This is a genomic window from Streptomyces triticisoli, assembly GCF_003270085.1.
In the GTDB taxonomy this organism is placed as follows: Bacteria; Actinomycetota; Actinomycetes; order Streptomycetales; family Streptomycetaceae; genus Streptomyces; species Streptomyces triticisoli.
The window spans coordinates 1-22,130 of record NZ_QFDQ01000121.1; the positions used below are offsets into that span (position 1 = coordinate 1).

The window sequence follows — 22,130 nt, forward strand, 5'->3', positions numbered from 1 at the left end:
CGAAACCCACCGCCATCCCGCCGAGCGGAACACCACCGTGGTCGATGCCGTCGCCCCCCTGGGCGGCAAGGTCCCAGAGGAGGACGGTCACCCCACAGGAACCGCCGATCAGGGAGAGAAGCATCACGGGGAGCGCGAGGATGCCCCAGCCGTACCACCTGATCACTTCGTTCTTCCCCTCCCTTTCCGGCCAGCCGTACGACCGCCTGAGCCGACGTTGCCCCCAACTGGCCGGTTACCGACTTGCGTTCGGCGGATCGTACTCGAAACCGGAGCCGTACGGCGCGGTGGCGACGGCAGCGCGCGAGGCACGGGCACCGCCTGCCCGAACAACACACCCAGACGAGTAAGTCCTATGTGACTGTCGCTGCACTCCCGCTGACGACGGTCACCGGAACAAGCGTGTGGGCTCGTAGGTGGTGTCTTGTTCCATGGGAGAGATGTCAGTGGCATCGGGGATGCTTGGCGGCTCATGTCACCGAGGCAAGGAGCCTTCAGATGTCGATCCGCGTTGCCAACCGTCGCCGTGCGATGGCGTCGCTGACCGCCGCGTTCCCTGACGCGGAGGTCATCGATGTGACCTCCAGGGCACCGGAACCGTGGGTACGGCTGAGTCCCTTCTACCCGCACGGCGGCATCCCTGTCCCCTACTGCGAGGGCGTGACCAGCCAGTCCGTAGAGGGGATCTGGCAGGCCCTCAAGGTTTTCCAGGACTCTGACGTCGACCCCAGCAAACTTAAGATCACCACGATGAAGGGGTTGAAGCGGACGGTGCGTCGATACGGTCCTGTCCAAGGTCACCGCACCGGTCTGCACGGCGACCGGCTACTGCCCTACGAGACGGCCCGGCGCCGGATCTACCTGCCGGCCTACCGATGGGTTCTCGAACACCGCGTCGCTGCTCTGGTCGAGCGGCTCCGTGACAAGAGGGATGTTGTACTTCTGGACTACACCACCAACGGCGACGTCACTGATCCCACCAGCCCGCTCTCCCACGCCGCGCTCATCCAGCTGCACATCGAAGGCCGCTGGCCCCGAGAAGGTGACGCGGATGCGTCCGACGTGGTCAGTGATCGAATGCGATGAGTGACCTGGTGATGGGCGCGCCGGTCTTATGGTTGTGCCAGATGGCCGCGGCCATGGCCAGGACACGCTGGGCGACCCGGACGGCGGCGCCTTCGAAGGTCCGGCTGCCGTGCTGTCGGGGCATCGCACCTTCTTGGCACGAGTCTCGCCGACACCCCAGGTGCGATGACCGGTACGACATCCCGGCTTTCCCCACACGGGGATTGACCGGCTCCGCGCTGGTTCGCCCAGCTCGGCGCGACGTTCGGAGCGCTCGTACTTCTGACGGTCGGCGCGGGCCTGGGCGGACAGCTCGACGGCAACGGGAAGGGCAAGCCCGACACCAAGGCGCGGAACGAGCACGATCAGGCGTCTGCCGCGAAGGCCCCAATCGAGCCCCGATCGAACCCCGGCCGGCCGCAGGCGGAGCGAAGGCAGCCGTCTCCGCGCTGTTCCGGCCGTCGTACCGTTTCACAGCGATCGCCGTGGACCGTCTCGGGCTGGGGAAGCGCGATCTCTTGGCCGTTCGAGCGGTCTGGTCGGCCGCGGGGAAGGGGGCCCGGTCGGGGTCCGTCACTTGGACATGATGAAGTCCAGGGCGATGTTCGCCTCGTACTCGTCCCTGGCGCCGCCGCTGACGAGCAGAGCGGCGTAGGCCTCCTCCCCCGGAGCGATGGTGACGGGCGCCCCCGGGTGCGGGTCGCTGTCCTCGATCACGGGGACCGTGGTTTGGGCGTCGGCGCCGAGCCGTAGGTGGGGGTAGTGGTAGAGGTCGCACTTCTCGTCGCCGGCGTTCTGGACGGTGATGAGGAGGTGCCTGGCCTCCTTGCTGTCCGCGGGCTCCTTCCAGGGCTTCCAGCCTCTGAAGCGGACAAGAGTATTCATGGTGTTCCCCCGTGGCCGGCCGTACACGGCCGCTCTCGACTCTCGATTGCCAGCAGAGCCTTTACCGGGAATCGCCCTCAATACGCGTATTGGGTGGTTCTGTTGCCCATCAAGTACAGGGCAGGAACGGTTCCGCCAGAAAAACACCGGCAACGCCCCTGCCCTGTACCGGTTGTTCACCCGAAGAGCCCTCGCCACCTGACGCACCGGAAGGCTCCCGCACGCACGGGCCACCTCGTGGTGCCGCCCAGGCGGCGGCACGGCGGTTTGAAATCCCCGGAGACCGGCAGCCACGGTACGTCACGATGACGGCCATGAACGGTGCATTGCGGTGAGGGAGTGGGCACGCCGACAACGTCGTGTCAGAGGTGCTCGATCCTCTCTCCTTCAGGAGCCTTCGGTCTGCGCCGGGTCAGTGCAGGACCGCGTTGCCCAGCCAGTGTGCGGCAAGGAGCGCGGTACGGACGTTGAAGTCGTCGTCCAGGTCGTGGGCACCGCCCGGCAGCAGGGCGGTCGCTTGTTGCACCCGGTACTGGATCGAGTTGCGGTGCAGGTTCATCGTCTGTGCCGCGGCCGCGTGGCTGCGGTGGTGGGTGAGGAAGGTCTGCAGTGTTTCGCGCAGGACGCCGCTGCGGGTGCTGGTCCTCCCCAGGTCGCCCAGCGTCGCGGTCACGAAGTCGCGGACGGCCGCCAGGTCCGTGGCCATGAGCGCGACGGGGGCCACCTGGGCGTAGCGCACCCACTGCGGACGGGAAGGGCCGGCCTGCTTCTCATTGGCGCTGCCGAGCCGGGTGGCGAGGATTTCCTTGACTCGGGCGGCCTGGCGCGCTGACGTGCGGAAGCCGGTCAGACCGGTTCCCGGTTGACCTATGGCGGCGTGCAGGGGGCTTCCCTGCGGCGGGGTGAGCTGCTCCAGTCGGTCGTCGGCCGGGGTCGGCAGTGCGAGCCACAGGCGCGCCTCGTGTTCGTCGGTCGGTACCACCAGCGCTGCGCGGGCCTTCAGGACCGACACGGCATGGGCGCGGATGTCGTCCACGGCGGTGACCATGTCGAAGGAGGTCATGGGGCCGGCCGGCCACAGGGTGCACGCGACGTGCGGGGCGTCGAGCGGATAGCGCAGCGCCCGCTCGGCGGCGGAGTGGTCGACCGGGCCCCCGGCGAGGAGTTCGTTCACCCACTGCTGACGGACCCCGCTCTGGCTGGCCACCCACCGGTCGCGTTCTCGTTCATAGGTGCGTCCGACCTGTTCGCAGATCTGGTCGATGAACCGCCCCGAGCGGCGCACCAGTTCGACGACGAACGGCACCTGGTCATCGGCCGGCAGGTCGTCGAGAAGGGTGAAGGCGCGGTCGAGGAAGCGGGCGTGGCCGATGCGGTAGGCGCGGATGAGCGCCGACAGGGGGACATCGCGCTGGGCGAGTACGCGGGCGTAGGCCAAAGCGGCCGTCGGGGCCTCCAGGAGGTCGGCGTCGATCTCCTGTCTGAGGAAGTTGATCGCCGTCACGATGTTCTCGGTGATGCTCGCTTCGAGCAGGGAGCGCGAAGCGGCGTCATGGTCGAGCGCGGTGATCTGCGCGCGGGTGACCTCCACGAGATCCGCGATGAGATCCTCCCGGGTCTGCTGGATCCGGTCGGCGATCTTGAGGATCAGCGCCTGCTGGGACTGCATGGCCGCACTCTACGACAGCGCTCGTTCCGGGTTTTGTGCCGTGAGCATGAAAGCGGTCGAGGACCTTATGCCCCGCGTCCGTGGCCGCCCGGGGGCTACGGGCTCTACATTCTCCTGAATTCACCAGCCACCCGACTCCGAGGTGCGATCCAGCATGAATTTGAGCCGCCTGCCCGCTGTGCGCCGCGAACAAGACCCGGACGCGCCGGCCATCGCCGACGACGCCCACGGCGTCCTGTCGAACGCCGCTTTTTCCGATCTTGTCGACCGGTATGCCCGTCACTTCGCTCACCGGGAGGTACGCGCCGGTGACATCGTGGCGGTCAAGCTCACCAACCGCATCGAGCTGGTGGCGGCTCTCTTCGCCGCCTGGCGGCTGGGGGCTGCCCTCACCCCGGTCAACCCGGCGCTGACCGCGGCGGAGACCCGCTACCAGCTCGCGGACTGCCGTGCCAAGGCCGTCGTCGTCGAGAACCCGGTCGAGACTCCGGCCGAGACCCCGGTCGAGTCCCCGTCGGACGGCCTGCCCGCGTCCGTCACCGTCCTGACGGTGGGAGAGCTGGCCGAACCGGCACCGGAGGCGGTGGCCCTGCCCGAGTGGCCCGCGGATCCCGACGCCGGCGGCGACGACCTGGCGCTGGTCATCTACACCAGTGGCACCACGGGGCGCCCCAAGGGCGTCGAGCTGCTGCACCGCAACATCGACGCGATGACCGCGGCGATGATCGAGGCGATGAAGCTGACCGAGGCCGATCACAGCCTGCTGGTCCTGCCGCTGTTCCACGTCAACGGCATCGTCGTCAGCATCCTCTCGCCACTGCGGGCCGGCGGGCAGGCCACCATCGTCGGACGCTTCAGCGCCCAGGGCTTCTTCACCGCTCTGGAGCGTGCGCGCCCCACCTTCTTCTCCGGCGTCCCGGCGATCTACGCCATGCTGGCGAACCTCCCGCCCGAGGTGCGCCCGGACACCTCCTGCCTCCGCTTCGCCGTCTGCGGTGCCGCCCCCATGCCCCCGCAGCTCATCGGTGCCGTCGAGAAACGTTTCGGTCTCCAGCTGATCGAGGGATACGGCTTGTCGGAGGCGACCTGCGCCTCGACGTCCAACCCGCTGGACGGCATCCGCAAGCCCGGCACCGTCGGGCTGCCGCTGCCCCGCCAGACGGTCGCGATCATGGATGAGGAGGGCCGGCTGATCACCGACGGCAGCGTCGGGGAAGTCGTCATCAGCGGCCCGACCGTCATGCGCGGCTACCTGGGCCGGCCGGAGGAGACCGCCAAGGCCGTCCGGGACGGTTGGCTGCACACCGGCGACGTCGGCCGCCTCGACCAGGACGGTTACCTGATCCTCGTCGACCGCGTCAAGGACATGATCATCCGGGGTGGGGAGAACATCTATCCCAAGGAGATCGAGACCGTTCTGCACGACCATCCCGCGGTCCTCGAAGCCGCTGTCGTGGGCCGTCCCGACGACGTCCTGGGCGAGGTCCCGGTCGCCTTCGTCTCCCTGCGCGACGGCGTGGACGTCACCGCCGGTGAGATCAACGCGTTCCTCGCCGGGCGTCTCGCCGCGTACAAGTGCCCCGTGGCCGTCCACCTCGTTCCCGAGGTCCCGAAGAACCCCGTCGGCAAGATCGACAAGCCCACGCTGCGCCGGCAGGCGCTCGCGCCCTCCCGCTGAGCTTTCCACCGCCCCTACGAGACACAAAGGTGTGACCCTCATGGGCTTCATCAGACCTCAACTGCCGCCTGTCGACGCCAAGACCTTCGCTGCGCTGCCGCGCGGTGAGCGTCTGAAGCTCCTCACGCGGCACTGGGTCGAGTACGGCTTCGGCACCCCCTCCGCGGTGCACCTGTTCTACCTCGTCAAGTGCCTGCTCTACATCGGCGGGGCCGCGTTCGTGATCGCGCTGACGCCCGGCCTGGGAACGGTCACCGAGGCCGCGTCGTGGTGGTCGCAGCCCATCGTGTACCAGAAGCTGATCGTCTTCACACTGCTGTGGGAGGTGCTGGGGCTGGGCTGCGGGTCCGGCCCGCTGTCCTCCCGCTTCAACCCCGTCATCGGGTCGGTGCTGTACTGGCTGCGGCCTGGCACCATCCGGCTCCCCCCGTGGCCCGCACGGGTGCCGCTGACGCGGGGCAGCCGCCGCACCGCGGTCGACGTCGCCCTGTACGCCGCCGTACTCGCCTCCGCCGTGTGGCTGCTCGCCCAACCGGGGGACGGCGGCCACGCGCCGGGATCCGGCGACGTCGGCCTGCTCGACGCGCGCGCGGCACTCCCGCTCATCGTCAGCCTCGCCGTACTGGGCCTGCGGGACAAGACCGTCTTCCTGGCCGCCCGCGGAGAGCAGTACTGGCTGTCGCTGCTGCTGTTCTTCTTCCCCTACTCGGACATGTTCATCGGCTTCAAGCTGGTCATGCTGGCCCTGTGGTGGGGTGCGGCGACCTCCAAGCTCAACCACCACTTCCCCTTCGTGGTGGCGACGATGATGAGCAACGCCCCGCTGGTGCTGAGCCGCCGGCTCAAGCGCCTGTTCTACCGGGACCACCCGCGCGACCTGCGCCCGTCCCGGCTGCCGTTCTTCCTCGCCCACATCGGCACCGCGACGGAGTACGCCGTCCCGCTGTACCTGGTCTTCGTCGGGAACGGAGGCTTCTGGACCTGGGCGGCACTGCTCTACATGGCCGTGTTCCACCTCCACATCCTCTCCACCGTCCCGATGGGCGTGCCGCTGGAGTGGAACATCTTCTTCGTCTTCTCGCTGTTCTACCTCTTCGGCGCCCACGGCGACATCAGCGTCTGGGACCTGCACTCCCCCTGGCTGCTCGTCGTGCTCCTGCCGAGCCTTCTCCTGCTGCCCCTGCTGGGCAACCTCCGCCCCGACCTGGTGTCGTTCCTCCCCGCCATGCGCTACTACGCGGGAAACTGGGCCACCAGCGCCTGGTTGTTCACCAGCGACGCCCTGGCACGCCTGGAAGCCGGCCTGACCACCACGAGCCGGCTTGCCACCCGGCAGTTGGAAAGCCTCTACGACACGGAAACGGCCCTGCTGATGTCCCAGAAGGTGCAGAGCTGGAGGTCGATGCACTCCCACGGCCGCGCGCACAACGGCCTGGTCGACCGCGTCACCGACGGCCAGGACGACATCGTGGTGGTGGACGGCGAGCTGATTGCCGGCTTCGCCCTCGGATGGAACTTCGGCGAAGGCCACCTCCACAACGACCAGTTGCTGCGCGCCGTCCAGGAGCGCTGCGGCTTCGCTCCCGGCGAGGTGCGCGTGATCTGTCTGGAAGGCCAGCCCATCCAGCGCCAGACACAGGCCTACGAAGTCCACGACGCCGCCCTCGGCCTCCTCGAACGCGGGCACGTCAAGGTGCACGACATGCTGACCCGGCAGCCCTGGCCCACCGACGGCCCCGACTACCCCGTCCACGGCGTGGAGCGCCTCCAGCCGTTGCAGCCGGCACCCCGGCAGGCCGTGCCGGCCTCCACGCCGGCCTCCACACCGGACGCCACACCGGACGCCACGCCGTCCTCCACACCGGACGCCACGACCCCGCCGGCCCAGGACGCCACCTCATGACCACCGCGATCGTCGTCGGCGGCGGGCCCAACGGGCTCGCCGCAGCCGCCCTCCTCGCCAAAGCAGGCCTGGACGTCACCCTCCTGGAGGCCGCCGACGAAGTCGGCGGCGGCACCCGCAGTCACGAAGCGATCCTGCCCGGCCTGCTGCACGACCACTGCTCGGCCGTCCACCCCATGGCCGTCACCTCACCGGCGCTCAAGGCGCTGGACCTCGAACGTCACGGACTGCGCTGGCGGCTCCCGGACATCGACTGCGTCCACCCCCTGGACGACGGCACAGCGGGAGTACTCCTGCGCTCCGTCCAGGACACCGCCCGCATGCTCGGCCCCGACGGCGCCCGCTACCGGCGTCTGATGCAGTCCTCGGTGCACCGGTGGGACGCACTGAGCCACGACGTGATGGGCCCCCTGCTGCGCGTCCCCTCCCACCCGCTGCTCCTCGCGCGCTTCGGCCTGCCCGCCGCCCTGCCCGCCGCCCTCCTCGCCCGCATCTTCTCCACCCCCCGGGCCCGAGCCCTGTGGGCCGGCGTCGCGGCGCACTCCTTCCGGCCACTGTCCCACCCGCTCAGCTCCGCCATCGGACTGGGCATCCTCACCGCCGGCCACGCCGCCGGATGGGCCGTGGCCGAAGGCGGCTCACACACCATCGCCCACAGCCTCGAACGCGCACTCCGCACACACGGCGGCCGGATACACACCGGCGTCCGCATCACCCACCACTCACAGATCCCGCCCGCCGACGTCACCCTGCTCGACCTCGACCCCGCCCAGATCGCCCGCATCTACCACGACCGGCTGCCCAGCCGCGTGCGCAGCGCCTACCAGCGCTTCCGCCGCGGCCCCGCCGCCTTCAAGGTCGACCTGGCCGTCGAGCAGGGCGTGCCGTGGACGAACGAACACGCCCGGCGGGCCGGCACCGTGCACCTCGGCGGCACTCTCGCCGAGGTCGCACAGGCGGAAAGAGACATCAACCTCGGGCGTATGCCCGAACGGCCCTTCGTCCTCGTCGGCCAGCAGTACCTGGCCGACCCGACACGGTCCGTCGGCGATGTCCACCCCGTCTGGGCCTACGCCCACGTCCCCCACGGATACGACGGCAACGCCACCGAAGCCATCATCGACCAGCTCGAACGCTTCGCCCCCGGCACCCGGGACCGCATCGTCGGCCTGCGGCCCACCTCGCCCGCCGACTTCGCCGCCGCCAATGCCAACTTCGCCGGCGGCGACATCCTCACCGGAGCCAAGAGCATCCCTCAACTCGTCCTTGGAGCACGCCCCGCCCTCAACCCCTACTCCACCGCCCTGCCGGGCGTCTTCTGCTGCTCCGCCGCCACCCCACCAGGTCCCGGAGCGCACGGAATGTGCGGCGCCGGAGCAGCGGCCTCCGCACTCCGCCACCTCGGCATCTCACCACGCTGAGGTGCTGACGGACCAGCAGCTGTGCGGGCCGGCACTCGTCCCGGCCGGAGTCGTCCTCGGCCGAACCACGCGCACGGGCCGACACGGCCCCCCGCGGCCCCCGTCGGCGCGAGTCCTCATCCCTCCGATCGGCCTCACGGGTGGCTGCCGCCCGTGTCGGACAGGGGCAGTTCCCGGCCGGCAACGCTGAGCTGATCCGTCAGGTCAGTGTTTGACGATCTCCAAGGTGCTCGATTCCCGGTCGCCCGCCTTGTGCTGCCCGTCGGCCGAGTCCTTGCCGTAGGTCACCTCGTGAGTCTCACGGTGGGACACATCGCCCTTCTTGGCATCGTTGTTGTCATACGTGGCGTCATGCCTCCGATTCCCGTCGGCGTCCGTCCACCACTTCTCCTCACGGGAGCTGGTGAGGTGTCCGCTGCTGTTCCTGGTCTCCTGATACACGGTCTTGTCGGTGTGGCCACCGATCCGCCTGTTCTCCTCGGTGTAGTCGGACGTCCCGCCCCCCTTCTGCTCTTCGTGGGCTTTGTAATACTCGGACTGCCCGTCAGCGGTCTTCCATTCCGTCCGACTCGAGAGCTCATGACCCCGAGTGTCCTTGTCGATGAACGTTTCCTTGGTCCTGCCGTCCGGGAACACCTCATATTTGCTGTCGGTCGTTCCGGTCTTGTTGCCGTGCTCGTCGTAACGCCCGGTGTGCAGCTCGAGGGGGTGACCGGGCGATGGCTGCCGATCCGCTTCGTCCTGTTTCCGGCCCGCGTCGCCGCGGTCGGCGGGGCCGGCACGGGGTGAGTCGGTTCGGTGCTCGTCGGGGTCGCGCCTGATCTCTCTGGGCTCACGCATCGGTCTCCCGCTCTCCGTCGCTCTCCTTTTCGGCTCCGGCCTCGTGCGAGCGTGCGCGGCAGGCTTCGCCGAGCAGGCCGGTCATGGCCCGGCGTGCGGTCGCCGGGTGGGCCCATGCCTCGGCGGCCAGCATCTGCTGGGCGAAGCACAGGGCGGTGCGGCAGGCCATGTCCCTCAGGTGGTCCCTCAGTTCCGGCTCCTGGTCCGCGTCCGGGTATTCGATGAGCTGGTAGGCGGCGTCCTGGCACGCGTCCCACACTGCGGCTCTGCCGGTTCCGCCGGAGGCCCGGTCGGCTTCGCGTGCCTCCCGCCACAGGTCCGCGAACCCGGCGGAATCCACGAGTTCCGCCACCGGCACACGGCACAGGCACGGTCCCGGCCGGTCCGCCCAGATGCGGGCGCAGTCCTGGAAGGGGCCGTACCCGCCCTGCAGGGTGAGCAGCGTCCGGCGCAGTCCCGCCACGGCCTCCTCGGCCTCCTCGGCCGGTTCGCCGTGGAGGTGCGCGCCGACGGCCCGACCGATGAGGTCGGCGACCGCTGCCGTTTCGCCGTAGCTCCAAGCCGCCCGCGCCCCGCGGATGTCGGCGAACCGCCGGGAGGCGTGCCGCGCGAACCTGCGCAGCACGGCCGGCACGTCCGCCCCCTGCGGCAGCCGGGGCGAGACCACCGCGATCACGTCCGGCCAGGTGCGGGCCAGACCGCCCCGGGTCTGGACCGCGGACAGGACGGTCCGTGCGAACGTCCTCAGCACGCCCGGGTCGTCGACGAGGGTGCGGGCCGCCTCGCACGCCGCCGGATCGGCCACGCACCCGTCGTCGCAGTCGCTCGACGCCGCGACCGGACCGTCCATGCCCCGGCGGTGCATGTGATCGCGCACTTCGGCGTCGGTGGGCCAACTGCCGGAGCCACCCTTGACCTGCGGCACCTGCACCAGCAGCGGAGCGTCCTCGCCGTCCGCGAACACCGCCGCGCGGCCCATGGGCAGGCTCGCCATCGCCACATCCTGACGCGACGTCATCACCATCGCGTCACCGAGCACCTGGCGGTCGTCTCCGGCGACCACGCGGTGGGCCACCTTCAGGTTGGTGTTCTTCAGCACGTCCCGCGCGACCTTGGTGGGGATCTGGTCGACCACGACCACGCCCTGCCCGTAGGCGCGGATCTCCGACAGAAGGCCGGTGAACGTCTCCACCGCCTTGCCCCTGACATCCGCCTCCGCCTCCGAACGGGCCCCACCGGAGCCGGTGTCGGCCAGCAGCCGGTGGGCCTCTTCCACGACGAGGAGATGGCGCAGTCCTTCCGTGTCACCCTCGGTGCGGCGCTGTTCCACCAGCCGGATCATCAGCAAACCCATCATGAAGGCCTTGTCGTCGTCATCGCCCATGCCCTCGAGTTCCAGCACGGTCGGCTGCTCCAGCAGCGTGGACACCGGCTGCGAGCGGCGGGTGTCGAGCATGCGTCCCTTGCCCCCCGTGCGCAGGCTGTTCAGCCGTGTGCACAGCGCCGCACGCATGTCACCGGTGACCTTCTCCTCGTAGCCGAGCCGCGGCACGATCTCCTCCACCTTGCGGACCAGTTCTCCGAGACTGGGGCAGGCGTCGGCGCGGTCGGCCCCGGTGTCAAGACGGCGGTTGGCACCGGTGGTGATGTCCCAGCCGCGGTCGGTGTAGACGGCGTGCAGGCTCGTCTCCAGGATCTGGGGCAACGGCGTCCACATCCCGAAGCTGACGTTGAACACCGAGCGCAGCAGGTCGAGATGGACGGCGACGGGAATGCCCTCGGGCACCTCGAGCGGGTTGAGGCGGAAGGGCGAGACGTTCTCATTGCCGAGGGTGAGGATCCGCAGGGAGGGGCCCAGGACCGGGTCGCGCAGCAGTGCGCGGTACTCGGTCTTCGCGGGCTCCAGGACGAGGAACGGAACACCCTGCTCCGCCGTCTGCCGGAGCAGGTGGAACACCGTGTTCGTCTTGCCGGAGCCGGTGACGCCGGTGACGAAGGCGTGCCGGGTCAGCTTCGCCGGGCGGATCCCGTACCCGGTCGTCGTGACATGGGAGCGCTCTACGACCGGGCCGAGCATCACGGCGTCCGCGCCGAGCGGCGGAGGGACGGTGTCGAAGTCGGGGACCTCGGTGACGGAGAACCCGTGCGTCTCCGTTCCGGGGAAGCACACGTATGCGGCCAGTTGGGAGGACGTCAGCAGTGTCTGGTGCTGGAACGACTGGCGGTACAGCCCCGGTGCGGGTCCGCCGTCGGCCGGGTCGGGCAGTGCCCAGGCCGCCGCCAGCGCCGGAACGTCCTCACGTTCCCATACCCGTACGGGTTCGGGCAGCGAGTCCCGGCCGGAGAACACCCCCCGCCACAGACTGCTGGTCTCGGCGAGACCTTCGTTGTCGGAGAGCAGGTACACGGCGGTACGCCACGCCCCGTTGCCCTGTGCGTCGGTGAGGCAACGCAGTTGCCCGGTGAGCAGTTCGAGGTAGTGGTCGGCCAGAGGACTCGGTGCGCCGTTCATCTTCACGCCCGTCTGTACCGACCGCATCTCGTTGATGAGGCTCATCCGCAGCTCACGCACCGGCTCCTCGTCCACGGGCTGGGCGAGAACCAGAGCGGTCCAGCGGGCGCTCCCCAGGCCCTGCAGGAGTCGGTCGAGCTGCCCGAGCCCGTCCGTCTGTGCGGGCGGTTTCCGCGTCGGCACACCGAGCACGAGACCGCCCAGGGGCCAACTGCCGGTGTCCGGCTCTTCCGGGGCGAGGTCGACGGCCGGGTACAGAGCCCTCAGCGCGGACGCCAGCAGCCTGCCGTTGCGGTGCGCCGAGGGCACCTGTCCGCCGGCGGGCAGCCAGGTCCCGATCCGAAGACTCACCCGCCCGGGCTCGCCGCCGGCCAGGAACGCCACGGGCACCTTGTACTGGTGCAGCCCCACGAGCAGATCCCTGGTGGGCGGGTCGGCTGCGTCCTCCCCGCCGGGGCGGCGGCCCTTGTCGAACAGTCCGATGCCCTCGACCCGCACCAGGGTCCGCAGCCCCGGCGGAGCCTCGGTGTACGCCGTGGAGGCGGTCAGCGGCGGTGGGTCGAAGCCGGCGCGTTGCAGATAGTCCAGGTTCCCGACGGTCAGACCTTCGATCGCCATGGCGACCGTCCTCTCAGGCCCCCGGGAACCCGGGCGGGGGGCCGGAGTCGGCGACGCCCTCGTAGGCGACGAAGGCGATCCAGGCCAGGATCGCAAGGAAGAACACGCATCCGACGATCACAGCGGCCTTCGGCACGCCCCTGGCACGCACGAACGCGCCGGTGGTCAGGTTCTCCAGCCGGGTGACGCGCAGCGTGCCCGACCGCATCCGGCCCCGGGCCCGCACCCAGTCACCGTCGCTGATGGACCCCTCGAAGGTGCGGCCCCGCATCTCCACCGGTATGAGCAGGATCCGGTCGCCCGCGTTGTCGTACCGCTCGATGCGGAAGGTCCAGACCTCTTCGGACTGGTCCTTGCCACCGTGCTCCGACCGTACCTGCACCGAGCGGACCTGCCCCTCGGCGATGGTCGTACCGTCCGCGACGGCTGCCGGACCGATGGAACGCTGCAGGCGGGCGTGGTCGCCTGCACCCGCCGGCGGCGCGCCGCTCGCTCCGCCGCCGCGCACGGGGGGCCGCCAGGCACCACCCCCAGGACGGCCACTCTCATCCGGGAGCGGCTCGGGCGGTCCGGTGCCACCCAGGGAACCCTCCGAAGACCGGGACTCCTGCCCTTGGGGCACCGTCCCGGGCCACTGCGGGAAGGAGGGGGGTGCCCCCGGCGGGGGTGGCGCCGTGAGGGCCCTCTGGCCGCAGCGTCCACACACCTGGTCGCCCGGCGCCAGCGTTGCCCCGCAACGGGCACATGCCAGGGCACTTCCCATACGGCGATCTTACCGCTGCACCGGAATTCCTGCAGGTCGGGGCCAGGGCGCAGGTGCCTGCCGGGTGAGACGGAACGGGAGCCGGCGGGCGTCGACCAGCCTGGTGATCCTATGAAGCATGCACCCTGCCTGCACCCACACCGGAGGGTCCGGGCCGGTTCCGTGAGCTCACCGGCCCCGCAATTCCGTCGAGTTCGGTCCGACGGCTCCCTACTCTGATGGCATGGCCTACGCGAAGACCGCCTACGTCTGCCTGCCCTGCCGGGCCTCGTACAAGCAGTCGTACGACAAGGGCAGACAGCGGATCTGCCCCCGCTGCGCGGAGCCGCTGATCCACGTCGGCTCGGCCTTCGCCGCGCCGCCCCGACGGGACGTCGCGGCCTGGCGGACCCTGTCCGTCCTGCTGCACGCGGGCATCCGCTTCCACAAGAGCTGCTGCGGCGGTCCCGGCTACCGCCCTCGCACCCTGCGGAAGGTGCGCGAGCGGATGGCCTACGCCCGTCGCACCGGTGAGCCCTTCGCCAGGGCACTCATACGTCCCGAGGTGCCCTGACGGAGGACGCCGGCCTGACTCCCGCGACGTGCGCGGCCGTAGGAGGTTCCCCGCTTCAACGCCGACGGGGGATCGGTGCGGGTGAGCAGGTTGCCGCGGGTGTCGTAGGTGTAGCGGGTGGTGTGGCCGAGTGGGTCGGTGGTGGCGATCACCTGGCAGCGGTGGTCGTTCCGGTGGCGGGTGGTGCGGCTGAGGCTTCCCCTTGATCGTGGACACCATCCCGGTCGGACACCTGGTCCACCATGCCGCGCCGGAAGCATTCACGGAGGCGGTGTCGGCGTTCCTGCCATGGACCGCGGACCTGGCTGAGGCGCTGAGAACGCTGCGCAGGGCGCCCCGGGCTTCACGTCCTCCAGCTGCGGGAGCACCTCACTCGCGATGAGTTCCAGGTGGTCGAGGTCGGTGAGGTCGGTCAGTCGCAGATGGATCCGGCTCGCGCCGATCGCGGCGAACTCGCCCAGCCGCTCGACGAGTCGGGCCGGGGATCCGACCACCGGGTCCTCCGGCGGCAGCGCGCTCTTGACGTGCAGCGGGGCGGCCCGCCGCCGCGCCTCCGCGTCGGTGCGGCCGATCGCGGCCACGACACCGGCCGAGAGCACCAGCGGTGGCCGGCCGGTGTCGGCCCGGCCGGTCCGGTCGCATGCCTCGGCCACCCGCCGGTACGCCCGCGCCGTCTCCGCCACCGACTTGAAGGGCATGTTGAACTCGTCGGCGTACCGGGCGGCCAGCTCCGGGGTGCGCTTGGGGCCCCGGCCCCCGACGATGATCGGCGGCCCCGGCACCTGCACCGGTTTCGGCAGGGCGGGCGCGTCGACCAGCCGGTAGTGGTCGCCGTGGTGGCTGAAGCTCTCGCCGGCCGGTGTCCGCCACAGGCCGGTGATCACGGCCAGCTGCTCCTCCAGCCGGTCGAAGCGCTCCCCGACGGCCGGGAACGGAATGCCGTACGAGGTGTGCTCCCGTTCGTACCAGCCGGCGCCGATGCCCAGCTCCACCCGCCCGCCGCTCATCCGGTCGACCTGTGCCACCATCACGGCCAGCGGGCCGGGCAGCCGGAAGGTTGCGGAGGTGACCAGGGTGCCCAGCCGGATCCGGGAGGTCTCCCGGGCGAGCGCGGCCAGCGTCAGCCACGCGTCGGTGGGGCCGGGCAGCCCGGGGTCGGCGCCCATCGCCTGGTAGTGGTCGGCCCGGAAGAAGCCCTCGAACCCGCCGTCCTCGGCGAGTCGTACGAAGCGCAGCTGATCGTCGTAGTCGGCGCCGCGGTGCGGCTCGGTGAAGACGCAGATCCGCACGGTCATCGCCCTTCCGCTCCGGCCGGTGCCGACAGGTCCCGTTCCATCAGCAGTTCGTGCAGGTCGGCGCTGCACCGGGCCACTTCGTCGAGATGCGCGGTACGGCCCAGCGTCCTCGGCCGGGGGATGTCGATGTCGACCACCTCGCGGATCCGGCCCGGACGCGGGCTGAGCACCACCACACGGTCGGCGAGCAGCACGGCCTCGTCTATCGAGTGGGTGACGAAGACGACGGTGGCGGAGTTCTCCATGTGGACCCGCTGCAGCTCCGCCGCGAGTTCCGCGCGGGTGAGCGCGTCGAGCGCGGAGAACGGCTCGTCCATGAGCAGCACGCGGGGCTCGCCGATCAGCGACCGGCACAGTGAGACACGCTGCTGCATACCGCCGGAGAGCTCGTGCGGCCGGTGCTCCTCGAAGCCGCCCAGGCCGGCCGTCTCCAGCAGCCGGTGCGCCCGGACCCGGTGCTCGTCCTTGCGCCAGCCGAAGATCTCCACGGGCAGCAGGACGTTGTCGAGGACGGACCGCCAGGGCAGCAGGGCCGGCCGCTGGAACAGCATGGCGACGTCCCGCCGGGCTCCGGTGACCCGTTCGCCGCCGATGGTGATCTCACCCTCGGAGGCCGGCAGCAGTCCGGCGATCAGCCGGAGCAGTGTGGACTTGCCGCACCCGGACCGGCCCACCACCGCCACGAACTCGCCCTCGGCGATGTGGAGGTCGACGCCCTGGAGCGCCACCGTGGAACCGGACCGGCTGGTGAAGGTCCGGGATACACCGGTGAGTCTGATCATCCGGCGGTCTCCCCCATCCACTGGCAATGAACAATGCCGACCGGTCTGTAACCCCCGGTCAGGTTAGCCGGACCAGGCGGCTCAGCGGTACCTGTCGTCCCATCAGCGTTTTCTTCGCACCTGGTGTCACACAAACGGGCTCTCGTACGCTGTCACTCATGTGAGGTGTCATGTACCCGGCGGTTCCGTTACGCCGTTCTGTCTCGACGACCCCCTCCGCCGGCGCAGGCCGGCGGTCGGAAAGGACAACACGGTGCGCATGAACAGACTCGTCCGCACGGTCGCCGCGATGGCCCTGGCCGCGGTGCTGGCGCTGGTGTCGGGGTGCGGCAAATCCGACTCCGGCACGGCTGCCGGTGCGGACGGCACGGCGTTGGAGAAGGTGACCTACCTGACCTCGTTCGGCAACTTCGGCCGGGACGCGTACGCCTGGGTCGCGAAGGACAAGGGGTTCTTCAAGGAGGCCGGCTTCGACGTGGAGATCAAGCCGGGCCAGGGCACCGGCGGCGTGATCTCGGCCGTCGTGAGCGGTCAGGCGCAGTTCGGTCCGATCGACCTGACGGGCGGTCTGCTGCAGATGGGCAGCGGCCAGGCGAAGGACTTCGTCGCGGTGGCCGCCGTCCAGCAGCGCACCATGGCCGCGATCGCCACCACCGAGGGCAAGGGCATCGCCGCCCCGAAGGACCTCGAGGGCAAGCGTCTCGCCGACACACCCGGCTCCGTCGTACGCAACCTCTTCCCGGCGTACGCCCGGCTGGCCGGGGTGGACGCCGCCAAGGTGACCTGGGTCAACGGCGACGCGCAGACCCTGATGGGCACGCTCGCCGGCGGATCGGTGGACGGCATCGGCCAGTTCGTGGTGGGCAAGCCGACCGTCGAGGCGGTGACCAAGAAGAAGGCCGTCCTCCTGCCGTACAGCGACGTGATGCCCGATCTCTACGGAAACGTACTGATCACCTCGACGAAGACCGCCGAGCAGAAGCCGGAGATGGTGAAGCGGTTCACCGCCGCGCTGCTCAAGGGCCTGGAGTACAGCCTGGCCCACCCGGAGGAGGCCGCCGAGATCCTGAAGCGGAACGTGGACGTCACGAACCCGGCCGCTGCGGCAGCCGAGTTGGACCTGATGGCCGCGTACGTCGCGCCTGGCGGTTCCGGCTCTTCCGGCTCCGCGATCGGGACGCTGGACTCCGGGCGGGTCGCGAAAAGCATCGCGATCCTGCAGGACGCGGGTGCGCTGCCGCAGGGCATGACCCCCGAGCAGATCATCGACTTCGACCTCGTACCGAAAGCCTGATCACACGGGTTGCCCGAACGTGTGCTCCCCGTCGGCGACCGGCGGGGAGCATCGGCACTGCCGCCCCGACTCCGCGCTGAGCGGTCCGGGTGAAGGGAAGTGCCGGGTGGTCCGAGGAGGATGGGATGACCGAACTCTCGCCGCCGCAGCAGACCTCAGCGACGGGCCCGGAGCCAGCGCCAGCGCCGGTGCCGGTGCCGGTGCCGCGATCCGGCCTACGGCGCGGGACGGGCACCGGCGCCGTGCTGCTGCCCTCGGCCGGGCTGCTGGTCGCCCTCGGCGTGTGGTGGCTGCTCACGTCAGTGCTGAAGGTGGTCCACCCGGTGGTGCTGCCTCCGCCCGGTGCCGTGCTCTCGGCGTTCACAGCAGCCCCGGCCCGGTTCCTGGAGCACACCGGCGACACCACGGTGGAGACGCTCGCAGGCTTCGCGCTCTCCGCCGCCTGCGGAGTCCTGATCGGGCTTTCGCTGGCCGGCTCGCCGTTGCTGGAGCGGATGTTCACGCCGCTGCTGGTCGCCGTCAACGCGGTTCCGAAGATCGCGCTCGGGCCGCTGCTCGTGGGGGCGCTCGGCTGGGGGCAGAAGCCGGTCCTGACCATGGTCTTCCTGCTCTGCTTCTTCCCGATCGTGCTCTCCACCGCGACCGGCCTCACGTCGACCCCGGCGGACCTGGCCGAGCTGGCTCGCTCGCTGGACGCCTCGCGCTGGCAGGCGTTCCGGAAGGTACGGCTGCCCGCCGCGCTGCCGCAGATCTTCGTCGGGCTGAAGGTGGCCATGCCGCTCGCCGCGATCGGCGCGGTCATCGGCGAGTTCCTGGCGGGTGAGAGCGGACTGGGCTATCTGATCGTGCAGGCCGGCGGGGTCGGCGACGTCGCCACTGCCTGGGTGGCGATCATCCTGATCGGGCTGATGAGCATACTGCTCTACTTCGCGTTGGTGCTGATGGAGCGGTTCGCGCTGCCCTGGGTCCGGGAAACCACCTCACGCAACTGACCCTGGCCGGCCCTTGTGGCTCCCGGCCGGCTACCGGCCGAACCTCTGGAAAGCCGCTCAGGCAGCTCTCAGATCAAGGTCATGGGAGACGATATGAGGGTGGACGGTATGAGGATGGAGCTGCGTCGAGCCGACGGCGGGGTGATCGCGGTCGAGGTGGTGGGGGAACCGGACGCGCCTGCGGTGCTGTTCTGCCACGGGTTGGCCGACTCCCGGTTGGCCGCGTACGACTTCGCGGGCGCGGCCCACACGCTCGGCCTGCGCCTCATCGCCCCGGACCGCCCCGGCATCGGCGGCACCGACGCCCGCCGCCTTGCGCGGGTCGTGGACTGGGCTGCGGAAGCCACCCTGGTCCTGGACGCGTTGGACGTCGGCCCGGTGGCGCTGCTCGGCGTCTCGGGCGGCGGAGCGTTCGCGGCCGCATGCGCGTCCGAGCTGCCTGACCGCGTCCGCGGCCTGCTGCTCATCGCGCCCCTCGGCCCGCCCGCCTGGCCCACCCGCGGGATGGCAGCCGGGCAGCGCGCGTCCTTGCAGATCGCCCGGCACGCTCCGGCCTTCGGTGGCTGGTTCCTGGGCCGCCTGGCCACGCCGGCGCGCCGGGCACCGGGGCTGTTCCTCCGCCTGGCGACCAGCGGGATGCCCGCCGGCGACCGGCGTGCCCTCGCCCGGCCGGACGCGCGCGCGGCCTTCCTGACCAACTACCTGCAAGCGTTCCACCGTGGCAGCCGGGGAGTCGGGCAGGATCTGCGCGTACTGACCCGACCCTGGGGTTTCGACCTCGAGTCGATCAGGGTGCCCACGTCGATCCACCAGGGGGACGCCGACACCACCGTCCCGCTCCAGCACGCCCGCCGCTTCGCCGCGGCGATACCGGGCGCACGCCTTCACATCCATCCCGGCCAAGGCCACTTCTCGATCCTCACCGCACCCGAGCAGACGCTGGCGACACTCGCCGCATAGCCGGTCGAGGCTGCCGCCGAAGATCACGGCGACGGCGCGTCCGGTGGGCAACCGGGCCGCGTGGAACCGGTGCCCACAGCACCTGGTGTTCCCCGTGTTCCGGTCGCGGTCGACGCGGCAGTGGCGTCGTGTTCGCGGCTCTTCAAGGCCGCCCGGGTGGCGCGGTCCACGACGCACGGTGTGAGCTCGGCGACTGCCTTGCCGGACAGGCCGGCGGCATACAGCTGCTGGATGAGGCGGACCCGGTCAAGCGGCCACCGGCTCCGCCTCTCGGAGCCACCCCGTGCGCCCGAGGGGCGCCTCTCCCCGTCGGCGGGCCGGCCGCGCGAGCGAGCTCACCCGCCCGGCAGCACCAGCCCCGTCTCGTACGCGGTGACGACGGCCTGCGCGCGGCTGGCCAGGTTCAGTTTGCTCATCGTGCGATTGACGTGGGTCTTCACCGTCGCGGCGCTGATGTGCAGGCGGCCGGCGATCTCGTCGTTCGACAGGCCGCGGCCGATGAGCTGGAGCACCTGCGTCTCGCGCGAGGTCAGGGTCTTGAGTTCCCGGGCCGGGGACTCGGCGTCCGGACCGACCTGCCGGGTGAACGCCTCGATGAGCCGGCGCGTGACGCTCGGCGAGAACAGCATGTCGCCGCCACCGACTGCGGCCACCGCGGCGAGCAGGCGGTCGGGCCCGCAGTCCTTGAGCAGGAAGCCGGAGGCACCGGCCTGGAGGGCCTGGTAGACGTACTCGTCCAGGTCGAAGGTGGTGAGGATGAGGACGCGGGGCGGCGGATCCGCCGCCTGGGCGAGGATCCTGCGAGTCGCCGTGATGCCGCTCATGCCGGGCATCCTGATGTCCATGAGGATCACGTCGGGCCGGGTCTCGGCGGCCCGGTCCACGGCCTCGGCCCCGTCGCCCGCCTCCCCGACGACCTCGATGCCGGGCGCGGCCTCCAGCAGGCCGACCAGGCCCGCGCGGATGAGGAACTGGTCGTCGACAACGAGGACCCGGACCATCGTGGTCATGCCGGAACGTCGTCTCCCTGCCCCTGGCCCCGGGGGCGTTCCCCAGGGCGTGTGGAGGTCGGCAGGGACAACCGCACCGCGAATCCGCCCCGACCCCGTGGGCCGACCGTGAGCGACCCGCCGTAAAGCTTGGCTCGTTCGTGCATGCCCATCAAGCCGTGCCCGCCGCGCGGCGGGTTTCTGTCCGAAATCACCTCCCCCGCGCGTCCGGCGCCGCCCCCGTCGTCGGTGACCGTAACGAGCAACCCACCCGGCTCGTAGCGCAGTTCGACCACAGCCTCGGCGCCGGGCGCGTGCTTGAGCACATTGGTCAGGGACTCCTGCACCACCCGGTACGCGCACAGCTCGATGCCGGGCGGCAGCGGCCTCGGGGTCCCCTCGACGCGCAGCACGACCCGCACCCCGCCCGCCCGGACCCGGTCGGTCATGTCCGGCAGCCGGCCGAGGCCGGGCATGGGGGCGTCGAGCGCGTTGTCGTCGCCCTCGGTCCGCAGCATCCGCAGCATGCGCCGCAGCTCTTCGAGCGCCTCGGTGCTGGTGGCCCCGATGGTCGCGAGGGCGCCGCGGGCGGTCGCCGGGTCGGAGCCGAAAACGAACGCGGCCAGCCCCGCCTGGACCGAGATCACCGACATGTGGTGGGCGACCACGTCGTGCAGTTCGCGGGCGATCCGGACGCGCTCCTCGGCCACCTCGCGCCGGGCCCGTTCGGCCTGCTCCGCGCGCAGTTGCGCGGTCAGCTTCGCGGAGCGGCGGGCGATCCGGCCGAAACGCCACAGGATGGCGGGGAAGACGATCGCCTGTGCCACCACCGCGGGGAGGTACGCCCCCTCGTGGAGGACGCCCGACAGGATCCAGACGGCGCCCATCAGCCCGGCGCAGGGCACGGAGATGCGGGCAGGCCGCAGTGCGGTGACCGTGTAGACGGCCAGCATCGGCGCCAGGGAGTTCAGCACCGGCCAGTAGCCCGCGACGATGAACAGCGTCCACCAGACGTGGACGACCAGGCAGACCACCAGCGGCGCCCGGCTGCGGAGCACCGTCGGCAGGTTGACCAGGGCGATGAGGACGTACCCCGCCGCGTCGACGGCCGGCCACCCCGCCTGCCGCGACTCGTGGCCGAGCAGGACGGCCACGACGACCTGGGACACCGCGATCCCGGCGTCGACGGCCGGCTGGGGTATGCGCATCGCCGCAGCTTAACCACGGGTACGGCGTCGTACGTCAACCCAGTGGTGTACACGTCGGGTTGGAGGCCGGCGGCGGGTACCGCCCATGGTGTCGGGCAAGTTCAACCCGTCGTGCGACGACCCCCGGCCACGCCGTCCGTAGCGTCTTTCCCGGCACGGCGGACCGGTTCCACCCGGCACCGGCGTGCGGCGTCCGGGCCGATGTGGAACCCAACGGGGGAACCCGGTCCGGGGCCGGAAGAGGAGACGATCATGCGTATCGGCAAGACGATCACCACCGCGGTCCTGTCCGCCGCCCTGGCCGGCGGCACCCTGGCCGCCGCTCCGGCGGCCCTGGCCCAGCCGGCGGCGTCGGTGGCGGCCACCAACTACAGCTGCGGCAAGGTCTGGTACTCCGGTACCGCGCTGACCAAGTACGGCGACAGCGGCAACCGCGTCATCGAGGTGCAGTGCCTGCTGTGGTTCCACGGCTACGACCTGGCCCGGGACGGCAAGTTCGGCGACATCACCTACAGCAAGGTGCTGGCCTTCCAGAAGAAGGCCTTCCCGAACAAGCCCGCCGAGTGGGACGGCCAGGTCGGTCCGAAGACCTGGGCCAAGCTGCGCGCCTGACCGCGTGACGGCGGCGCCTCCTGAGCGTTGGTCCGGGGACGGGGGCGCCACACGGGGGGGGCACGGGGGAAGGGGCGGGGCCGGGGTGGCG

18 protein-coding genes and 1 pseudogene are annotated in these 22,130 nt (G+C 70.7%); 9 read left to right on the plus strand and 10 right to left on the minus strand.

Going from position 1 to position 22,130, the window contains the following annotated elements; genetic code table 11:
• Positions 1 to 498 precede the first annotated feature (498 nt).
• The gene (locus DEP02_RS18215; RefSeq protein ID WP_112468680.1) at positions 499 to 1,086 is read left to right on the plus strand and encodes a DUF6939 family protein; all 588 of its coding nucleotides are present in this window, start codon (positions 499 to 501) and stop codon (positions 1,084 to 1,086) included.
• Here the strand turns inward: DEP02_RS18215 and DEP02_RS34825 are convergent.
• From DEP02_RS34825 to DEP02_RS18230, 3 genes and pseudogenes are all read right to left on the minus strand, one after another.
• Positions 1,067 to 1,201 (minus strand): annotated as a pseudogene (locus DEP02_RS34825) (IS982 family transposase); the annotation flags it as partial. The gene DEP02_RS18215 and the pseudogene DEP02_RS34825 overlap by 20 nt on opposite strands.
• A 437-nt stretch (positions 1,202 to 1,638) precedes the next feature.
• Entirely contained in the window at positions 1,639 to 1,950 is a 312-nt protein-coding gene (locus DEP02_RS18225) for a DUF4232 domain-containing protein (RefSeq protein ID WP_112468682.1), read from the minus strand.
• Between the two features lie 412 nt (positions 1,951 to 2,362).
• On the minus strand, positions 2,363 to 3,619 hold the full coding sequence (locus tag DEP02_RS18230) for a PucR family transcriptional regulator (protein WP_112468684.1): 1,257 nt from the start codon (positions 3,617 to 3,619) through the stop codon (positions 2,363 to 2,365).
• Positions 3,620 to 3,773: 154 nt separating this feature from the next.
• Here DEP02_RS18230 and DEP02_RS18235 point away from each other — a divergent pair, with 154 nt between their 5' ends.
• Genes DEP02_RS18235 through DEP02_RS18245 form a run of 3 tightly spaced genes read left to right on the plus strand, consistent with a single transcriptional unit; the run spans position 3,774 to position 8,621 of the window.
• Positions 3,774 to 5,297 carry a class I adenylate-forming enzyme family protein gene (locus tag DEP02_RS18235; RefSeq protein ID WP_112468686.1) on the plus strand — a complete coding sequence of 508 codons (1,524 nt, stop codon included), beginning with the start codon at positions 3,774 to 3,776 and terminating at the stop codon, positions 5,295 to 5,297.
• A 40-nt stretch (positions 5,298 to 5,337) separates the two neighbouring features.
• The gene (locus tag DEP02_RS18240) at positions 5,338 to 7,200 is read left to right on the plus strand and encodes a DUF3556 domain-containing protein (protein WP_112468689.1); all 1,863 of its coding nucleotides are present in this window, start codon (positions 5,338 to 5,340) and stop codon (positions 7,198 to 7,200) included.
• Positions 7,197 to 8,621 (plus strand): phytoene desaturase family protein, encoded by a 1,425-nt coding sequence (locus DEP02_RS18245; protein WP_112468691.1) that lies wholly within the window; start codon positions 7,197 to 7,199, stop codon positions 8,619 to 8,621. Before DEP02_RS18240 ends, DEP02_RS18245 begins: the two co-directional genes overlap by 4 nt.
• 204 nt (positions 8,622 to 8,825) lie before the next feature.
• Here DEP02_RS18245 and DEP02_RS18250 read toward each other — a convergent pair whose 3' ends face one another.
• The 3 genes from DEP02_RS18250 to DEP02_RS18260 are packed head-to-tail and all read right to left on the minus strand — an operon-like array spanning position 8,826 to position 13,099.
• Positions 8,826 to 9,461, minus strand: coding sequence for a hypothetical protein (locus DEP02_RS18250; RefSeq protein WP_112468693.1), 636 nt, complete (start codon positions 9,459 to 9,461; stop codon positions 8,826 to 8,828).
• Positions 9,454 to 12,591 carry an ATP-binding protein gene (locus DEP02_RS18255; RefSeq protein WP_112468695.1) on the minus strand — a complete coding sequence of 1,046 codons (3,138 nt, stop codon included), beginning with the start codon at positions 12,589 to 12,591 and terminating at the stop codon, positions 9,454 to 9,456. The genes DEP02_RS18250 and DEP02_RS18255 overlap by 8 nt, the downstream gene beginning before the upstream one ends.
• Positions 12,592 to 12,604: 13 nt before the next feature.
• Positions 12,605 to 13,099 carry a hypothetical protein gene (locus DEP02_RS18260; protein ID WP_112468697.1) on the minus strand — a complete coding sequence of 165 codons (495 nt, stop codon included), beginning with the start codon at positions 13,097 to 13,099 and terminating at the stop codon, positions 12,605 to 12,607.
• A 478-nt stretch (positions 13,100 to 13,577) separates the two neighbouring features.
• On the opposite strand from DEP02_RS18260, the gene DEP02_RS18265 reads away from it, so the two are divergent.
• Positions 13,578 to 13,907 (plus strand): deoxyxylulose-5-phosphate synthase, encoded by a 330-nt coding sequence (locus tag DEP02_RS18265; RefSeq protein WP_112468699.1) that lies wholly within the window; start codon positions 13,578 to 13,580, stop codon positions 13,905 to 13,907.
• 260 nt (positions 13,908 to 14,167) lie between these two features.
• On the opposite strand, the gene DEP02_RS18280 is transcribed toward DEP02_RS18265, so the two are convergent.
• Both DEP02_RS18280 and DEP02_RS18285 read right to left on the minus strand, forming a co-directional pair.
• The gene (locus DEP02_RS18280) at positions 14,168 to 15,202 is read right to left on the minus strand and encodes an LLM class F420-dependent oxidoreductase (RefSeq protein WP_198668479.1); all 1,035 of its coding nucleotides are present in this window, start codon (positions 15,200 to 15,202) and stop codon (positions 14,168 to 14,170) included.
• Positions 15,199 to 15,984, minus strand: coding sequence for an ABC transporter ATP-binding protein (locus DEP02_RS18285; protein ID WP_112468703.1), 786 nt, complete (start codon positions 15,982 to 15,984; stop codon positions 15,199 to 15,201). Before DEP02_RS18285 ends, DEP02_RS18280 begins: the two co-directional genes overlap by 4 nt.
• 259 nt (positions 15,985 to 16,243) lie before the next feature.
• Here DEP02_RS18285 and DEP02_RS18290 point away from each other — a divergent pair, with 259 nt between their 5' ends.
• The 3 genes from DEP02_RS18290 (at position 16,244) to DEP02_RS18300 (ending at position 19,230) form a co-directional block, all read left to right on the plus strand.
• Complete coding sequence (locus DEP02_RS18290; protein WP_112468706.1) at positions 16,244 to 17,278, plus strand: ABC transporter substrate-binding protein; 1,035 nt, start codon at positions 16,244 to 16,246, stop codon at positions 17,276 to 17,278.
• A 125-nt stretch (positions 17,279 to 17,403) separates the two neighbouring features.
• Positions 17,404 to 18,270, plus strand: a complete 867-nt coding sequence (locus DEP02_RS18295; protein ID WP_112468708.1) for an ABC transporter permease — start codon at positions 17,404 to 17,406, stop codon at positions 18,268 to 18,270.
• Between the two features lie 114 nt (positions 18,271 to 18,384).
• Positions 18,385 to 19,230, plus strand: coding sequence for an alpha/beta fold hydrolase (locus tag DEP02_RS18300; RefSeq protein ID WP_157977479.1), 846 nt, complete (start codon positions 18,385 to 18,387; stop codon positions 19,228 to 19,230).
• Positions 19,231 to 19,565: 335 nt separating this feature from the next.
• On the opposite strand, the gene DEP02_RS18310 is transcribed toward DEP02_RS18300, so the two are convergent.
• On the minus strand, positions 19,566 to 20,231 hold the full coding sequence (locus DEP02_RS18310; RefSeq protein ID WP_112468718.1) for a response regulator: 666 nt from the start codon (positions 20,229 to 20,231) through the stop codon (positions 19,566 to 19,568).
• A gap of 5 nt (positions 20,232 to 20,236) precedes the next feature.
• Positions 20,237 to 21,427, minus strand: a complete 1,191-nt coding sequence (locus DEP02_RS18315) for a sensor histidine kinase (protein ID WP_112468712.1) — start codon at positions 21,425 to 21,427, stop codon at positions 20,237 to 20,239.
• Positions 21,428 to 21,679: 252 nt separating this feature from the next.
• Here DEP02_RS18315 and DEP02_RS18320 point away from each other — a divergent pair, with 252 nt between their 5' ends.
• On the plus strand, positions 21,680 to 22,039 hold the full coding sequence (locus DEP02_RS18320) for a peptidoglycan-binding domain-containing protein (protein ID WP_157977480.1): 360 nt from the start codon (positions 21,680 to 21,682) through the stop codon (positions 22,037 to 22,039).
• Positions 22,040 to 22,130: the final 91 nt, after the last annotated feature.